The organism is Bradyrhizobium sp. NBAIM03 (genome assembly GCF_020194055.1).
GTDB lineage: Bacteria > Pseudomonadota > Alphaproteobacteria > Rhizobiales > Xanthobacteraceae > Bradyrhizobium > Bradyrhizobium yuanmingense.
The window spans coordinates 46671-62648 of sequence record NZ_JADYVS010000025.1; the positions used below are offsets into that span (position 1 = coordinate 46671).

A 15978-nucleotide genomic window follows, 5' to 3' on the forward strand; every position below is an offset into this window, starting at 1 on the left:
CTACTCCGCCGCCTCGCTCGCCGCACGCCTCCGCTTCGGCTTCCGCGCCTTCTCCAGCACGGGAGCCAAAAATTTGCCCGTATAGCTTCGCGGCGCCTTCGCAATGTCTTCCGGAGGTCCCCACGCCACGATCTCGCCGCCGCCGTCGCCGCCTTCGGGGCCGAGATCGATGACCCAGTCGGCGGTCTTGATGACTTCGAGATTGTGCTCGATGACGACGACCGTGTTGCCCTGCGCGACCAGCTCGTGCAGCACCTCCAGCAGCTTCTTGACGTCGTGGAAGTGCAGGCCGGTGGTGGGCTCGTCCAGGATGTAGAGCGTGCGGCCGGTGGCGCGCTTTGACAATTCTTTTGCCAGCTTGACGCGCTGGGCTTCGCCGCCCGAGAGCGTCGTCGCTTGCTGGCCGACATGGATGTAGTCGAGGCCGACGCGGTGCAATGTCTGAAAAGTCTCGCGCACGCGCGGCACCGCCTTGAAGAACTCGGCAGCTTCCTCGACAGTCATGTCGAGCACGTCGGCGATGCTCTTGCCCTTGAACAGCACCTCCAGCGTCTCGCGGTTGTAGCGCTTGCCCTTGCAGACGTCGCAGGTGACGTAGACGTCGGGCAGGAAGTGCATCTCGATCTTGATGACGCCGTCACCCTGGCAGGCCTCGCAGCGGCCGCCCTTGACGTTGAAGGAGAAGCGGCCGGGCTCGTAGCCACGTGCTTTCGCTTCCGGCAGGCCGGCGAACCATTCGCGGATCGGCGTGAACGCGCCGGTATAGGTCGCCGGATTCGAGCGCGGCGTGCGGCCGATCGGCGACTGGTCGATGTCGATGATCTTGTCGATGTGCTCGAGGCCCTCGATGCGGTCGTGCGGGGCGGCGCCCTCGCTGGCATTGTTCAGCTTGCGGGCGATGGCGCGGTAGAGGGTATCGATCAGCAGCGTCGACTTGCCGCCGCCGGAGACGCCGGTGACGCAGGTGAACAGGCCGAGCGGAATTTCCGCCGTGACGTTCTTGAGGTTATTGCCGCGCGCGTTCACCACCTTGATGGTGCGGCGATGGTTCGGCGGACGCCGCTCCGGCACCTCGACCTCGAGCTCGCCGGTCAGGTATTTGCCGGTCAGCGATTTCGGGTTGCGCATGATCTCGGCGGGCGTGCCTTCGGCGACGATGTTGCCGCCATGCATGCCGGCGCCTGGGCCGATGTCGAACACGTAGTCCGCAAGGCGGATGGCGTCCTCATCATGCTCGACCACGACCACGGTGTTGCCGAGGTCGCGCAGCCGCTTCAGCGTATCGAGCAGGCGGGCGTTGTCGCGCTGGTGCAGGCCGATCGAAGGCTCGTCCAGCACGTAGAGCACGCCTGTGAGCCCCGAGCCGATCTGCGAGGCGAGGCGGATGCGCTGGCTCTCGCCGCCGGACAGCGTGCCGGAGGAGCGGGACAGCGTCAGATAATTGAGGCCGACGTCGAGCAGGAAGGTGAGGCGCTCGCGGATCTCCTTCAGGATGCGGCCCGCGATCTCGTTCTGCTGCGCGTTCAGCGCCTCCGGCACGGTCTCGAACCATGCGCCGGCGCCCTTCACGGACAGCTCCGAGATTTCGCCGATATGCTTGCCGCCGACCTTGACGCAGAGCGCCTCGGGCTTGAGCCGAAAGCCCTTGCAGCCCTCGCAGGGGACGTCGTGGAAATATTTCGCCAGCTCCTCGCGGGCCCACTCGCTCTCGGTCTCGCGGTAGCGGCGGTTGATGTTGGTGATGACGCCTTCGAACGGCTTCTTGGTGTCGTAGGAGCGCACCCCGTCCTCGTAGGAGAACTTGATCTCGTCCTCGCCCGAGCCGTAGAGAATCGCGTTTTGCGTCTTCTTCGGCAGATCCTTCCACTTGGTGTCGAGCGTGAACTTGTAGTGCTTGCCGAGCGCGGTCAGCGTCTGCACGTAATAGGGCGACGACGACTTGGCCCAGGGCGCGATCGCGCCCTTGCGCAGCGTCAGATCCTTCTCAGGGATGACGAGGTCTTCGTCGACATGCTGCTCGACGCCGAGGCCGCCGCAGGCGGGGCAGGCGCCGTAGGGATTGTTGAAGGAGAACAGGCGCGGCTCGATCTCGGGGATGGTGAAGCCGGAGACCGGGCAGGCGAACTTTTCCGAGAACAGGATGCGCTCGGGCCCGCTCTTGTCGTGGATTTTCGCGGTCTTCTTCTTTTCCTCCGCAGGCGCAGCCGCCGCGGGCGCATCGGCGAACTCGACGACGGCAAGGCCTTCGGCGAGCTTCAGCGCGGTCTCAAAGCTCTCGGCGAGGCGCTGGCCGATATCGGCACGCACCACGATGCGATCGACCACCACGTCGATGTCGTGCGGGAATTTCTTGTCGAGGCTAGGGGCTTCCGCCAGCTCATGGAAGGTGCCGTCGATCTTGACGCGCTGAAAGCCCTTCTTGAGCCATTCGGCGAGCTCCTTCCTGTACTCGCCCTTGCGGCCTCGCACGACGGGGGCGAGCAGATAGAGGCGGGTGCCCTCGGGCAGCGCCAGCACGCGGTCGACCATCTGCGAGACGGTCTGGCTCTCGATCGGCAGGCCCGTGGCCGGCGAATAGGGCACGCCGACGCGGGCCCAGAGCAGGCGCATGTAGTCGTAGATCTCGGTGACGGTGCCGACGGTGGAGCGCGGGTTCTTCGACGTCGTCTTCTGCTCGATCGAGATCGCCGGCGACAGGCCGTCGATCTGGTCGACGTCGGGCTTCTGCATCATCTCCAGGAACTGGCGGGCATAGGCCGACAGCGATTCGACGTAGCGGCGCTGGCCCTCGGCATAGATGGTGTCGAAGGCGAGCGAGGATTTGCCGGAGCCGGATAGCCCGGTGAACACCACCAGCTTGTCGCGGGGAATCTCGACGTCGATATTCTTGAGGTTGTGCTCGCGCGCGCCGCGGATCGTAATTGCGCGCAGGCTGGAGCCCGCGTTCTGTTGTTGGCGCTTCGCCTTGATCACTTCATCCATCCGAGTTGCCCTCAAGGAAGCCCAAAGGTGCGCGATCGCGCCAACAAAAAAGGCGCGCTGCGCCCGGAACCGGGATCGGCGCCGATGGGTATGGCAGCGAACGTAGGAAGAACGGCGGCGGATTTCCAGTGGGACTTGCGAATCGTCAACGGATTGTTGGCGTGCTGGCGGGATCTGGCAGCAGGAACGCGCGGAACCGCTCGCGGAGCACCCAGCCAAAACAAAAAGGCCGGCGCGAGGCCGGCCTTTCGTGACGATGTGACCTCGGCAGGGAAGTTCAGTACTTCGCGACCACCGGGCCACCGAAGGTGTAGTTGAGTCGAACGGTAGCCATGTCCACGTCCTGCTTGATGCTGTCGGTGCGAGTGGTCACGCCGAGGAAGGTGAAGGTCTCGTTGTGCCTGCCCATGAACAGGTGGTTGTATTCGACAGCGACCGACCAGTTCGGGGCGAAGCCGAATTCTATGCCGGTGCCGACGGTACCGCCCCAGCGCGTTTCGTTCGCGGTGTCGAGCGTAACGCCGCCAAAACTGCCAGTGTACTTGTTGTGAGTGACGGCAGCGCCGCCCTTCACGTACCAAAGCACGTTGTTCCAGGCATAACCGACCTGGCCAGTGAAGAGGCCAATGGCGTCGATCCTGGTCTCGTTCACCAGCGGCGCGAGCGCGGCAGGCGAGCTGATGTTCGAACCCTTCAGGTCAGCCCAGTCCCCCTGGGCTTCGAGACCGAATACCCAGTTGGCGGACTGCCAGCGATAACCGATCTGGCCGCCGACGAGTGCGCCGGTCGCATTGTGACAACCTTCGGCCACCGCCGGAGCGACCACGAAGGGGCCGACACTGGTGAGATCCCAACAGTTGCGGCTCCAGCCACCGCCGGCGTTGGCGCCGAGGTAGAAACCGCTCCAGTTGTACACCGCGATCGGTGCCACCGGAGCCTTGGTGTAGGGGCGGGCTGCCAAATCGGCCGCCGAGGCCGGTGCCAACGCGCTGAGTGCGAACAAGCTGGCCGAAGCCAGCAAAAGCTTCTTCATATCCATTCCCCACTTCCATTTCTCATTCCGGTCTTCCGGAGAGCGGAAGAGCAGCGGACCTTATGACTCAAGCAACGTCATTGCTTTTACACCATTGAAGCCAAAGGTTGTGTCACCCAGCGGCCACACCCCTTCGAAAAGCGCGAGCGAACGGGCGGCCGCAACAAACAAAAAGGCCGGCGCGAGGCCGGCCTTTCGTGACGATGATGCGTCAGAGACGAAGCTCAGTACTTGGCGACGACCGGGCCGCCGAAGTGGTAGTTCACGCCGACCTGCACGGTGTGGAGGTCGAGAGTGCCGGTGTTGACCGGGAAGACGCCCGAGAAGTAGGTCTCGCCGCCCAGGCTGCGATAGAGGTACTCGCCCTTGACCGACCAGTTCGGAGCAAACATCGCCTCGACGCCCGCGCCGACCGTCCAGCCCGAATGGAACTGGCTCTCCGAGAGGCTCAGAACAGGGGGCGCGCTGACGCTGATCTTGTTGTTGATCCAGGCGTAACCACCCGTGGCGTACAGCAGGACGCTCGGGGAAGCGAGCCAGCCGATGCGACCACGCACGGTGCCGAGCGCGTCGATACGCGAACTGACCGTCGTGGGAACGAGGGCGCCACCAAAATCAACAAGACCGGTCGCCGAGGCGTTTACGTCAGCCCACGCGCCATCAGCTTCGATGCCGAACACGACGTTGGAGGTCTGCCAGTTGTAGCCAACGGTGCCGCCGACGAAACCGCCCTGCATGCGCGGATCATCGGAGCTGTTTTCCCAGGCGCCGCCACCGACGATACCCAGGTAAAAGCCGGTCCAGTTGTAGACCGAGGCAACAGGCGCAGGCGCCTTGGTGTAGGGGCGGGCTGCCAGATCAGCAGCCGAAGCGGGGGCCGCGAGAGCGAACAAACAGGCCGAAGCCAACAAAACCTTCTTCATTTTCAACTTAATCCCAGTCCCAGTTTCTGTTGTTGCCTTCCGTGGCGGAAGGGCAGCGGACTCAAACGGCCCAACTGACGCCGTCTTTACACCACCAAAGCCGCAAGTTGTGTCTCCGAAAAGCCACAACAGTCCAAAAGGTGATGGTTACTGACTTATTTACGTCCAGGCATGTGCCGAAAAAAAGAAGGGCCGGCGCAGGGCCGGCCCTTCCATTTGCTCGCGAAATGAGAGGGATATCAGTACCTCGCGACCAACGGGCCGCCGAAGCGATAATTCAGGCGGACTAGACCCATGTCGACGTCCTGACTGATGCGATCGCTCCCGAAGGCAACGCCCGCAGGCGTCGTGAAGGCGATCGTACGGTCGCCGAGGAAGATGTGGTTGTACTCGACGCCGAGCGTCCAGTTCGGAGCAAATCCGAATTCCAGGCCGGCGCCAACGGTGCCGCCCCAGCGGGTCTCGCGAGCCGACGCCAGCAGCGTGCCGGCGCCAGGCGTGCCAGGCGCGGCATAGACGTCGTACTTGTCCCCGACTACGGCGGCGCCGCCCTTCACATAGAGCAGCACGTTGTTCCAGGCATAACCGACCTGGCCCGTGATCAGGCCAAAAGCATCGATGTGAGAGCGGTTACGATCACCGGTGACCAAAGCGCTTCCAGGGAAGAGGAGGCTGACGTTGTCCCCCGAGAAGTCAGCCCAGTTGCCCTGGCCCTCGAGGCCGAACACCCAATTGGTCGACTGCCAGCGGTAGCCGATCTGACCACCGACCGTGCCGCCGGTCGCATCGTGACAGCCTTCAGCCACCAGAACGCCCGTGACCGGGGTCACGAAGTCCCAGCACTTGCGGCTCGTGCCGCCGCCGCCGTTGACGCCGATGTAGAAGCCGCTCCAGTCGTAAACCGCGGCGACCGCCGGGGCCGGAGCCTTGGTGTAGGGACGCGCAGCCATATCCGCCGCGCTTGCCGGAGCCGACAGCCCCATTGCCATTGCACTGATTACGCCGAAAAGAATCTTATTCATTGCAGTCTCCCCAAGTTTCGTCCGCTTCATGAAAGTCCCCGAAGCGGCTGATCAGACGCGACACCCATATGAATCAATTCCAAGGCAAAGGTAGCCTAAGGAAAGGGCAGAGTCCGTCTCCGGAATGCCACACTTGCGGATTGATTGAATGGGTTCCAACTTGATGAATGTTAAATGGTTTTTGCCATACTCGGGAACCCAAAAAGGTTCCATTCGAGGGCTGTCCTTTTTTGTGGCATGAGAGGACATGCGGGAAATTTCCGCTCGCTCGTGCCGAAGAACAAATCTGGAACAAACGTGCGCGCGATGCTATATGTGGGGATAACCTTGGGGGTGGCAGGCTGATCGGTGCCCGCAAGCGTATAGGGTCGCCCTAGCGGGCGCAGAGGAACGCGGGCAGCGGATTCGCCCTTTTGAAATTCAGTGGCATTCGGAGTGGAGAGCGGCGATGGCGGGAAGCGTCAACAAGGTCATTCTGGTTGGAAATCTCGGCAAGGATCCCGAAATCCGCCGCACCCAGGACGGGCGGCCGATCGCGAATTTGAGCATCGCGACCTCGGAGACCTGGCGCGACAAGAACACCGGCGAGCGCAAGGAGAAGACCGAGTGGCATCGCGTCGTGATCTTCTCTGAGCCGCTTTGCAAGATCGTCGAACAGTATCTGAAGAAGGGCGCAAAGGTTTACATCGAAGGCGCGCTCCAGACCCGCAAGTACACCGACCAGAGCGGCGTCGAGAAATACTCGACCGAGGTCGTGCTGCAGGGCTTCAACTCAACGCTGACGATGCTGGACGGCCGCGGTGGCGGCGGCGGAGGTGGCAGCTTCGGCGACGAGCCGGGCGGCGACTTCGGCTCCTCCGGACCCGTCAGCAGCGCGCCGCGCCGTCCCGTTGCCGCCGGCGGCGGCCGCAACAGCGACATGGACGACGATATCCCGTTCTGAGAGGGCGGGATTACTCGACGGAGATGCGGCGGCAACCTCGGCGCCGCTTGCGCCTCCCCGTCAGGAGACATTCCTAATTGACTGAACGGGCTCGGATTTTCCGGGCGCGCTTCATGTGTGGGGTGAGGTTCGTATCAAGCCGGGCAAAACGGGTTGACCGGAGGCCCCTTGACGCGTGTTCAGGCCGGCGTTGCGGGCGTTCATGAAGGACCGATTCCGGGGGCGTGCAGGGCGCTGTTCCGAAGCCGTAAGTTATTGGAAGAATAAGCGGAAAAAGGACTTTCCGAGGGCGGTCAGGGTGGTTATCCGACCCCGGATGCGCTATATGATTCCCAGACAAACCCTCACCGGATTTCCCCTTGGCTGACGACGATAACAAGCCCGGCGACCAGCCGGCGCAACCCTCGGACATTCGCCCCGTCTCCATCCTCGACGAGATGAAGAAGTCCTACCTCGATTACGCCATGAGCGTGATCGTGTCGCGCGCGCTGCCCGATGCGCGCGACGGCCTGAAGCCGGTGCATCGGCGCATCCTGTTCTCGATGAACGAGCAGGGCTTCACGCCCGACAAGAAGCACAAGAAGTCCGCCGGTATCGTCGGTGACGTCATGGGTAAATACCACCCTCATGGCGACCAGGCGATCTACGACGCGCTGGTGCGCATGGCGCAGGACTTCTCGATGCGCGAGTTGCTGGTGGACGGGCAGGGCAATTTCGGCTCGGTCGACGGCGACCCGGCGGCGGCCATGCGCTACACCGAGTCCCGCCTGACCAAGATCGCGCTGAAGCTGCTCGAGGACATCGACAGCGACACCGTCGACTTCCAGGACAATTACGACGGTTCCGAGAAGGAGCCGGTGGTCCTGCCGGCGCGGTTCCCGAACCTGCTGGTCAACGGCGCGGGCGGCATTGCCGTCGGCATGGCGACCAACATCCCGCCGCACAATCTCGGCGAGGTGATCGACGCCTGTATTGCGCTGATCGACAATCCCTCGCTGACCATCGACGAGCTCATCAACATCATTCCCGGCCCGGATTTCCCGACCGGCGGCATCATCCTCGGACGCCAGGGCATCCGCAGCGCCTACCATCTCGGCCGCGGCTCCATCGTGATGCGCGGCAAGGTCACGTTCGAGACCATTCGCAAGGATCGAGAGGCGATCGTCATCACCGAGATTCCGTATCAGGTGAACAAGGCGACGATGGTCGAGCGCATCGCCGAGCTCTACAAGGAAAAGAAGATCGAGGGCATCTCCGATCTGCGCGACGAGTCCGACCGCGAGGGCTATCGCGTCGTCGTCGAGCTCAAGCGCGACGCCGTGCCCGACGTGGTACTGAACCAGCTCTACAAGTTCACCCCGCTGCAGACGAGCTTCGGCGTCAACGCGGTTGCGCTCGATTCCGGGCGTCCGCAGACGATGAACTTGAAGGATATGTTGACGATCTTCGTCGGCTTCCGCGAGCAGGTCGTTACCCGGCGCACCAAGTACAAGCTGCGCAAGGCGCGTGAGCGCGCCCATGAGCAGGTCGGCCTCGCCATCGCGGTCGCCAACATCGACGAGATCATCAAGGTGATCCGCACCTCGCCGACACCGGCGGCGGCCCGTGACACCCTGATGACGCGCGATTGGCCTGCGCGCGACGTCGAGGACATCATCACGCTGATCGATGACCCGCGTCACCGGATCAACGAGGACGGCACGATCCGCCTCTCGCTGGAGCAGGCGAGGGCGATCCTCGAATTGCGTCTCGCACGTCTCACCGCGCTCGGCCGCGACGAGATTGGCGGCGAGCTGTCGAAGCTCGCCGGGGAGATCGGCGACTATCTCGCGATCCTGCGCTCACGCGCGCGCATCCTGGACATCATCAAGACCGAGCTTGCCGAGGTGAAGGCCGAGTTCGCAACGCCCCGCCGCACCGTGATCATGGAGCAGGAGGGCGAGGTCGAGGACGAGGACCTGATCCAGCGCGAGGACATGGTCGTCACGGTCTCGCACGCCGGCTACGTCAAGCGCGTGCCGCTGTCGGCCTACCGGGCGCAGCGCCGCGGCGGCAAGGGCCGCTCCGGCATGCAGACCCGCGACGAGGACTTCGTCAGCCGGCTCTTTGTCGCCTCGACCCATACTCCGGTGCTGTTCTTCTCCTCGCGCGGCCAGGTCTACAAGGAAAAGGTCTGGCGGCTGCCGATGGCCGCGCCGAACGCGCGCGGCAAGGCCATGATCAACATCCTGCCGCTGGAGCAGGGCGAGCGCATCACCACCATCATGCCGCTGCCGGAGGATGAATCGACCTGGGGCCAGCTCGACGTGATGTTCGCGACCACGGGCGGCAACGTCCGGCGCAACAAGCTGTCCGACTTCGTTGACGTCCGCCGCTCCGGCATCATCGCCATGAAGCTCGACGACAACGAGGCGATCGTCGACGTGCAGATCTGCACCGAGCGCGACGACGTGCTGCTGACCGCTGCGGGCGGCCAGTGCATCCGCTTCCCCGTCACCGATGTGCGCGTATTCACCGGGCGCACCTCGATGGGCGTGCGCGGCATTGCGCTCGGCGAAGGCGACAAGGTGATTTCGCTGGCGATCCTGCGCCACGTCGACACCACCTCGGACGAGCGCTCGGCCTATTTGAAGATGCGCCGCGCGGTCGCGGGCGAAGCCGCCGCAGACGAGGCGCCGGCCGATGCCGAGGCCGAGGAGACCTCGGGCAGCTTCCAGCTCCCGCAGGAGCGCTATGTCGAGATGTCGGCGCAGGAGCAGGTCGTGCTGACCGTCTCCGTCAACGGCTACGGCAAGCGGACCTCGTCCTACGAGTACCGCACCACCGGCCGCGGCGGCAAAGGCATCGTCGCTATGAGCGTCAACCACCGCAACGGCAATCTCGTCGCCTCGTTCCCCGTGGAGGAGGCGGATCAAATCATGCTGGTCACCGACAAGGGCCAGCTGATCCGCTGCCCGGTCGAAGGCATCCGCATCGCCGGCCGCTCGACGCAAGGCGTGATCGTGTTCGACACCGCCGAGGACGAGCACGTGGTGTCAGTCGAGCACATCACGGAAGAGGCCGAGAACGGGAATGGAGCGAACGGGGAATAGAGGCTGGCGAATCGGGACTCATCCACCCGCCGTTCCTCGCAGCCGATAGTGCCCCCTGAACGAGATCGCGCCCGTCGGGCCATTCCGACGGGCGCGAGCGTCGCGTAGTCTGCGACGAGACGTCACAGAAATTCCTGGGGTCTTGAGGGACCCGCCCGACACGAACCTGACAGATCCGATTACGGCGTGCGGTTGGCGGTCACGAGGCGGGCCTCGCGGACGTTGGCCTTGGTGCCGGCGCTACGCAGGCAGGACGCTTCGAAGTTCGGCCAGGCCTGCTGCGAGCAGTCACGGCCGATGCTGCGGATGTCGAGCCGGTCGCTCTTGGCCAGCGGCTGCGGCACGCTGGCTTCGACCTTCGGGGCAAAGCCGGGCAGGAGGGTGAGGGCCGCGGCAACACACGCAGACAGAGCGATCGCTGAAATGGTCTTGATCATGACAGTCCCCTGTGATGCGGCCGCCTACGCCCAGTACGCGGCCCGTCATTCGTTGGCCGGATTAGTAACCATGGCCAGTTTCCGGACGTCTTCGCCGATGTGGGAAATGGTTTCGTTCGCGCTCCGTTTTGTTTCGTGGCCGCCCGAGGACGAAACAAACCGGCTGCCGCTGACGCCCAACGGGACATTTTCGGAGGGGCTGGACCGGAAACGGGCTAGGAACCTGCCCGGCTTGCCGGCCCGGGCGGGGCGCGGTAGGACGGGGCCATGCCGCGCATCGCCTTCTACCCAGGTTCCTTCGACCCCATCACCAACGGCCATCTGGACGTGGTCCGGCACAGCGTTTCCTTGTGCGACAGGCTCGTGGTCGCGATCGGGGTGCATCCCGGCAAGAAGCCGCTGTTCTCGACCGAGGAGCGCCTCAAGATGCTCGAGGAGGTCTGCGGTCCGATTGCGGCGCAGGCCGGCTGCGTGCTGGAGGCGACGACGTTCGACGATCTGTCGGTGACCGCGGCGCGCAAGCACGGCGCGACCATCATGATCCGGGGCCTGCGCGACGGCACCGACCTCGATTACGAGATGCAGCTCGCCGGCATGAACGAGGCCATGGCGCCGGAGGTGCATACGGTCTTCCTGCCGGCCTCTCCCATGGTCCGCCCGATCACCGCCACTTTGGTGCGCCAGATCGCCGGCATGGGCGGGGACGTCTCGGCCTTCGTCCCGCCGCAGGTCGCGGCACAGCTCAAGGCCAAATTCGCCTGAAAACGGCGCGCTTCCTCTTCTCTCTGATCCGGAGTTGTCATGATCCGAATTCTCGCAGTTCTTGCCGCGCTTCTGTTCGCGGCGCCGGCGGTGGCGCAGCAATTGCCGGCAAATCTCGACAAGGCCAACGCCATCGTCATCGACAGCACCAAGGGCCGCATCGTCATCAAGCTCAGGACCGACATCGCGCCCCAGCATGCCGAACGCATCAAGCAGCTGGCGCGCGAAGGCTTCTACAACAACGTGCCGTTCCACCGCGTCATGGACGGCTTCATGGCGCAGACCGGCGACGGCCAGAACGGCAACGGCACCGGCGGCTCGAAATACCCGAACCTGAAGCAGGAATTCTCCAAGGTGCATTTTGCCCGCGGCATCGTCGGCATGGCCCGGCGCGGCGACAGCGTCGACAGCGCCAACTCGCAGTTCTTCATCATGTTCGCCGACGGCGGCAGCCTCGACGGCCAGTACACCGTGATCGGCGAGGTGGTGCAGGGCATGGACGTCGTCGACAAGCTGAAGAAGGCGCCCCCCGGCTCGCCCGGCGGCTCCGTCACCGATCCCGACAAGATGGTGAAGGTGCAGGTCGCCTCAGACATCAAATAGGCGCGGCCATGGCGCGCCGCGGTGGCAGGCTCCTGCTGGTTGCCGCGGTGCTGTTGCTCGCCACCTCCCTTGCGGCCGTGGAGGCCGCCCAGGTCGACACGATCCAGGACATCTTCCGGCACCTGCGCACCTGCTGGAGACCGCCGTCGCCGGCGAGGGCCCGCCCACTCGACATCACCGTCCTGGTGAGCTTTAACCGGGCCGGAAACATTCTGGGCCATCCGAGGATTACCTATGAATCCGCGGAGGCCTCTGACAACGACCGGCTGCAATACCGGATCGCGGTGATGGAGGCGTTGCAACGCTGCACGCCGGTGCCATTTACCGATGCAATGGCCGGCGCCGCCGCGGGACGTCCATTCGCGATCCAGTTCCGCAGCCGCAAGACGTCACCCGACAAGACTTCACCCCCAACGCAAGAGAGACGAGCATGAGCGTCACCGAAAACACCCTGATCCTCGAGACCACGCAGGGCCCCGTCACCATCGAGATGCGCCCCGACCTCGCGCCCGGCCATGTCGCGCGTATCAAGGAGCTGGTCCGTGAGGGCTTCTACGACGGCATCGTATTTCACCGCGTGATCGAGGGCTTCATGGCGCAGACCGGCTGCCCGCACGGCACCGGCACCGGCGGCTCCGGCAAGAAGCTGAGGGCCGAGTTCAACAAGGAGCCGCATGTGCGCGGCACCGCCTCGATGGCCCGCGCCGCCAATCCCGATTCCGGCGACAGCCAGTTCTTCATCTGCTTCGACGACGCCCGCTTCCTCGACAACCAGTACACGGTGTGGGGCAAGGTCACCGAGGGCATGGAGAACGTCGACAAGATCAAGCGCGGCGAGCCGGTGCAGAACCCCGACAAGATCGTCAAGGCGCGGATGGCCGCAGACAAGGAATAGTCACTCGATCCTCATCCTGAGGAGCGCGGAACGCGCGTCTCGAAGGATGAAGGCCCCACTGCTGCAACCCGGCCTTCATGGTTCGAGACGGCGCTAAGCGCCTCCTCACCATGAGGGTCTGGCTGTGTCGTGCCAAGCCTGCTCATGCGCACCGATCTCTTCGATTTCGATCTGCCGCCCGAGCGCATCGCGCTGCGCCCGGCGAGCCCGCGCGATTCCGCGAGGATGCTGGTCGTCGAGAATGGCGCGCTGCGCGATCAGATCATTTCCGACCTGCCGCAATGGCTGAGGCCGGGCGACCAACTCGTCGTCAACGACACCAAGGTGATTGCGGCGCAATTGAAGGGTCGCCGCATCGGCCGAGACACAGAGCCGAAGATCGAGGCGACACTGATCAAGCGTCTCGACGGCTCGCGCTGGCAGGCGCTGGTGAAGCCGGCCAAGAAGCTCGCCCCCGGCGACCGCATCCGCTTCGGCAACGAAGGCAAGGTCTGCCTGCTCGGCCATCTCGACGCCGAGGTCGAGGCCAAGGGCACCGAGGGCGAGGTGACGCTGTCGTTCTCGTTCCACGGCCCGGCGCTGGACCAGGCCATCGCCGATCTCGGCAGTCCGCCGCTGCCACCCTACATCGCCTCCAAGCGCACGCCAGACGATCAGGACCTCGCTGATTACCAGACCATGTTCGCGGCGAATGAAGGCGCAGTTGCAGCGCCGACCGCGGGGCTGCATTTCACGCCCGCGCTGGAGCAGGCGCTGCGCGACCGCGGCGTCGGCCTCAACCGCGTGACGCTGCATGTCGGGGCAGGGACGTTCCTGCCGGTGAAGGTCGACGACACCGAAGCCCACAAGATGCACGCCGAGTGGGGCACGATCTCGGCCGCAACGGCGGAGCGGCTCAACGCCGCGCGGAAGACCGGCGGCCGTATCGTTGCCGTCGGCACAACGTCATTGCGGCTGCTCGAAAGCGCAGCGCGCGAGGACGGCACGATCCAGCCATTCGCCGCCGAGACGTCGATCTTCATCACGCCCGGCTATCGCTTCCGCGCAGTCGATATTCTGATGACGAATTTCCATTTGCCGAAGTCGACGCTGTTCATGCTGGTGTCGGCCTTCTCCGGGCTCGCGACGATGAAGCAGGCCTATGCGCACGCGATCGCGAGCGGATACCGGTTCTATTCGTATGGCGATGCGTGTTTGCTGTTTCGAGCGGTCCCGTAGGGTGGATTAGCCGTCAGGCGTAATCCACCGCTTCTGTTTCCGCGGATATGAAAGAGGTGGGTTACGCCCAGCGGCCGCGCTTCGCGCATCCGCTAGGCTAACCCACCCTACGCACCTCCCGTTACGCCATCACCTTCTGCGGCAACAGCTCGGCGATCTGCACGGCGTTCAGCGCCGCGCCCTTGAGCAGCTGATCGGCTGCCACGAACATCGAGATCGAATGGCCTGAGGGGTCGCTGAGATCCTTGCGGATGCGGCCGACCAGAACGTCGTCCTGGCCCGAGGCGTCGATCGGCATCGGGAAGTAGTTCTTGGCGCGGTCGTCGACCACCTTGACGCCGGGCGCGCGCGCCATGATGGCACGGACCTGGTCCTCGCTGATCGGCTTCTCGCATTCGAAGGTGATGGCTTCGCAATGGGCGCGCAGCACCGGCACGCGCACGCAGGTGACGCCGACGGCGATGCTGTCGTCCTCGAAGATCTTGCGGGTCTCCTTGATGACCTTGGTCTCTTCGTCGTTGTAGCCGGTCTCGGGGTCGATGGCGGTGTTGTGGTTGAACAGGTTGAAGGCGTAGGGGTGTGGCATCACCTTCGGCGTATAGACCTGCCCGTTGAGGTTGGCGCGGGTGGATTCGACGAGCTCCTCCATCGCGGCGGCGCCGGCGCCGCTGGCCGCCTGATAGGTCGAGATGATCACGCGCTTGATGCGGTTCTGCTGGTGGATCGGCCACAGCGGCACCAGCGCGGTGATCGCGGCGCAGTTCGGGTTGGCGATGATGCCCTTGTGGTCGCGGATGCGGCTCGCGTTGATCTCGGGGATCACCAGCGGCACGTTTGGGTCCATGCGGAAGGCCGAGGAATTGTCGACCACGACGGCGCCGGCCTTCACCGCGATCGGTGCATACTTCCTGGAGATGCTGCCGCCGGCGGAGAACAGCGCGATGTCGACGCCGTCGAAGGAGCGCTCGGTCAACTCCTCGATGGCCACGCTCTGCCCGCGGAACGACACCGTCTTGCCGGCCGAGCGGGCGCTCGCCAGTGCCTTGAGCTTGCCGACGCGAAAGCCGTGCTTGTCCATGGTGGCGATGAATTCGGCGCCCACCGCACCGGTGACGCCGACAATCGCGACGACGGGATCGTTACTCACTTTGTCCTCCGTTGCATTGAGAATTTAGACAACAAAAAAGCCCCGGACCATCGAGGGCGGGGCTTGCCGTAGAGCTGATGCGTTTAAGTCGACGACCTACGCGCGCACGCCTCCCCGGGCCCCTTCGGCCGTGGTGGTTTTGGTCGTGCGTTTGGTGGTCGTGAACATGGCGGCGACTTATGCGGGAGAGTCTTGCGGCCGTCAATGGCTTTTCGGCCCGGCCGACGCCGGGGGCAGCCTGCCGCTATTTGGCACCCGCTATTTCCCCTTGGCGCCAGGCGGCTCCAGGGTGACCTCCTTGAGGTCGTCGCCGCTGACGACGACGATCGAGAAGTTCAGCCGGCCGCGCTCGCGGACCAGCCCGCCGCTGATGGCCTTGCCTGCGGCGGCGCGCTCGGCGACGCGTACGGCATCGGAGAGGCGGTGCCTGATCGCACCCAGCGCTGCGAGGTTGCTGCGGTCCTCGCGGTCGAGCTCGGTGAGGGGTAGGGCGGCTTCCCCGCCGACCAGTTCGCCGGTCGAAGCATTGATGGTGTGGCGCCAGATCCGGTCGTTGTGCAGGGTCTTCACGCGGTAGACCGGCACGCCCGAGCCGCCATCGAAGCTCACATCGGCGGTGGTGGCGCCGGCATGGCGGGCTTCGGCAATCGCCATGGCCTGGCTGATCGTGATCGAGGAGCTGCGGAACCGCTCTATTTCGCGGCTGACTGCCTGGCGGTCCGCTTCGGCATCACCATCTGTGTCGCTGTGAAGCGCGGTCGGCGTGCTCGCGGTCACGATGGCCTGTGCCGGTGCGGCGATGAGCAGCGCGGGCAATGCGATCGCAAGCAGGTGCGAGGTCCATCGTTGGGCAGTCGTCATGCTCGAAACCCTCGGCCAGCGAGTGTGCCGGATGATCGTAAAGAATTCGCGGCCGGCCTT

General features: G+C 64.5%; 14 protein-coding genes. 7 read left to right on the top strand and 7 right to left on the bottom strand.

All coding sequences use genetic code 11. The annotated features are described in order from the left end of the window. The 4 genes from uvrA to I6F21_RS29240 form a co-directional block, all read right to left on the bottom strand. Positions 1-2982: an excinuclease ABC subunit UvrA gene (gene uvrA / locus I6F21_RS29225; protein ID WP_225139974.1), complete on the bottom strand. Its 2982-nt coding sequence runs from the start codon at positions 2980-2982 to the stop codon at positions 1-3. A 277-nt stretch (positions 2983-3259) separates the two neighbouring features. Further along, complete coding sequence (locus I6F21_RS29230) at positions 3260-4015, bottom strand: outer membrane beta-barrel protein (RefSeq protein ID WP_036028173.1); 756 nt, start codon at positions 4013-4015, stop codon at positions 3260-3262. A gap of 224 nt (positions 4016-4239) precedes the next feature. Next, on the bottom strand, positions 4240-4938 hold the full coding sequence (locus I6F21_RS29235) for an outer membrane protein (protein WP_157286061.1): 699 nt from the start codon (positions 4936-4938) through the stop codon (positions 4240-4242). A gap of 239 nt (positions 4939-5177) precedes the next feature. After that, positions 5178-5960, bottom strand: a complete 783-nt coding sequence (locus I6F21_RS29240; protein ID WP_225125298.1) for an outer membrane beta-barrel protein — start codon at positions 5958-5960, stop codon at positions 5178-5180. Positions 5961-6408: 448 nt separating this feature from the next. Here I6F21_RS29240 and I6F21_RS29245 point away from each other — a divergent pair, with 448 nt between their 5' ends. Further along, positions 6409-6903 (top strand): single-stranded DNA-binding protein, encoded by a 495-nt coding sequence (locus I6F21_RS29245; RefSeq protein ID WP_025036423.1) that lies wholly within the window; start codon positions 6409-6411, stop codon positions 6901-6903. A gap of 359 nt (positions 6904-7262) precedes the next feature. Beyond that, positions 7263-9995 carry a DNA gyrase subunit A gene (gyrA, locus tag I6F21_RS29250; protein WP_225112462.1) on the top strand — a complete coding sequence of 911 codons (2733 nt, stop codon included), beginning with the start codon at positions 7263-7265 and terminating at the stop codon, positions 9993-9995. A gap of 179 nt (positions 9996-10174) precedes the next feature. On the opposite strand, the gene I6F21_RS29255 is transcribed toward gyrA, so the two are convergent. Then, positions 10175-10432 (bottom strand): hypothetical protein, encoded by a 258-nt coding sequence (locus I6F21_RS29255; RefSeq protein ID WP_036012649.1) that lies wholly within the window; start codon positions 10430-10432, stop codon positions 10175-10177. Between the two features lie 267 nt (positions 10433-10699). Here I6F21_RS29255 and coaD point away from each other — a divergent pair, with 267 nt between their 5' ends. The 5 genes from coaD to queA all read left to right on the top strand — a co-directional run bounded on the left by coaD (position 10700) and on the right by queA (position 13910). After that, positions 10700-11194, top strand: a complete 495-nt coding sequence (gene coaD, locus I6F21_RS29260) for a pantetheine-phosphate adenylyltransferase (RefSeq protein WP_036012646.1) — start codon at positions 10700-10702, stop codon at positions 11192-11194. Positions 11195-11233: 39 nt separating this feature from the next. After that, positions 11234-11797 carry a peptidylprolyl isomerase gene (locus tag I6F21_RS29265; RefSeq protein WP_036012644.1) on the top strand — a complete coding sequence of 188 codons (564 nt, stop codon included), beginning with the start codon at positions 11234-11236 and terminating at the stop codon, positions 11795-11797. Positions 11798-11805: 8 nt separating this feature from the next. Continuing rightward, complete coding sequence (locus I6F21_RS29270; protein WP_225112461.1) at positions 11806-12231, top strand: hypothetical protein; 426 nt, start codon at positions 11806-11808, stop codon at positions 12229-12231. Next, positions 12228-12692: a peptidylprolyl isomerase gene (locus I6F21_RS29275; RefSeq protein ID WP_225112460.1), complete on the top strand. Its 465-nt coding sequence runs from the start codon at positions 12228-12230 to the stop codon at positions 12690-12692. Before I6F21_RS29270 ends, I6F21_RS29275 begins: the two co-directional genes overlap by 4 nt. Before the next feature lie 144 nt (positions 12693-12836). Then, positions 12837-13910, top strand: a complete 1074-nt coding sequence (gene queA, locus I6F21_RS29280) for a tRNA preQ1(34) S-adenosylmethionine ribosyltransferase-isomerase QueA (protein ID WP_225139973.1) — start codon at positions 12837-12839, stop codon at positions 13908-13910. Positions 13911-14031: 121 nt separating this feature from the next. Here the strand turns inward: queA and I6F21_RS29285 are convergent, their stop codons facing one another. Then, positions 14032-15057, bottom strand: coding sequence for an aspartate-semialdehyde dehydrogenase (locus I6F21_RS29285; RefSeq protein WP_225139972.1), 1026 nt, complete (start codon positions 15055-15057; stop codon positions 14032-14034). 258 nt (positions 15058-15315) lie between these two features. Next, positions 15316-15918 (bottom strand): PepSY domain-containing protein, encoded by a 603-nt coding sequence (locus I6F21_RS29290; protein ID WP_036012631.1) that lies wholly within the window; start codon positions 15916-15918, stop codon positions 15316-15318. Positions 15919-15978 lie beyond the last annotated feature (60 nt).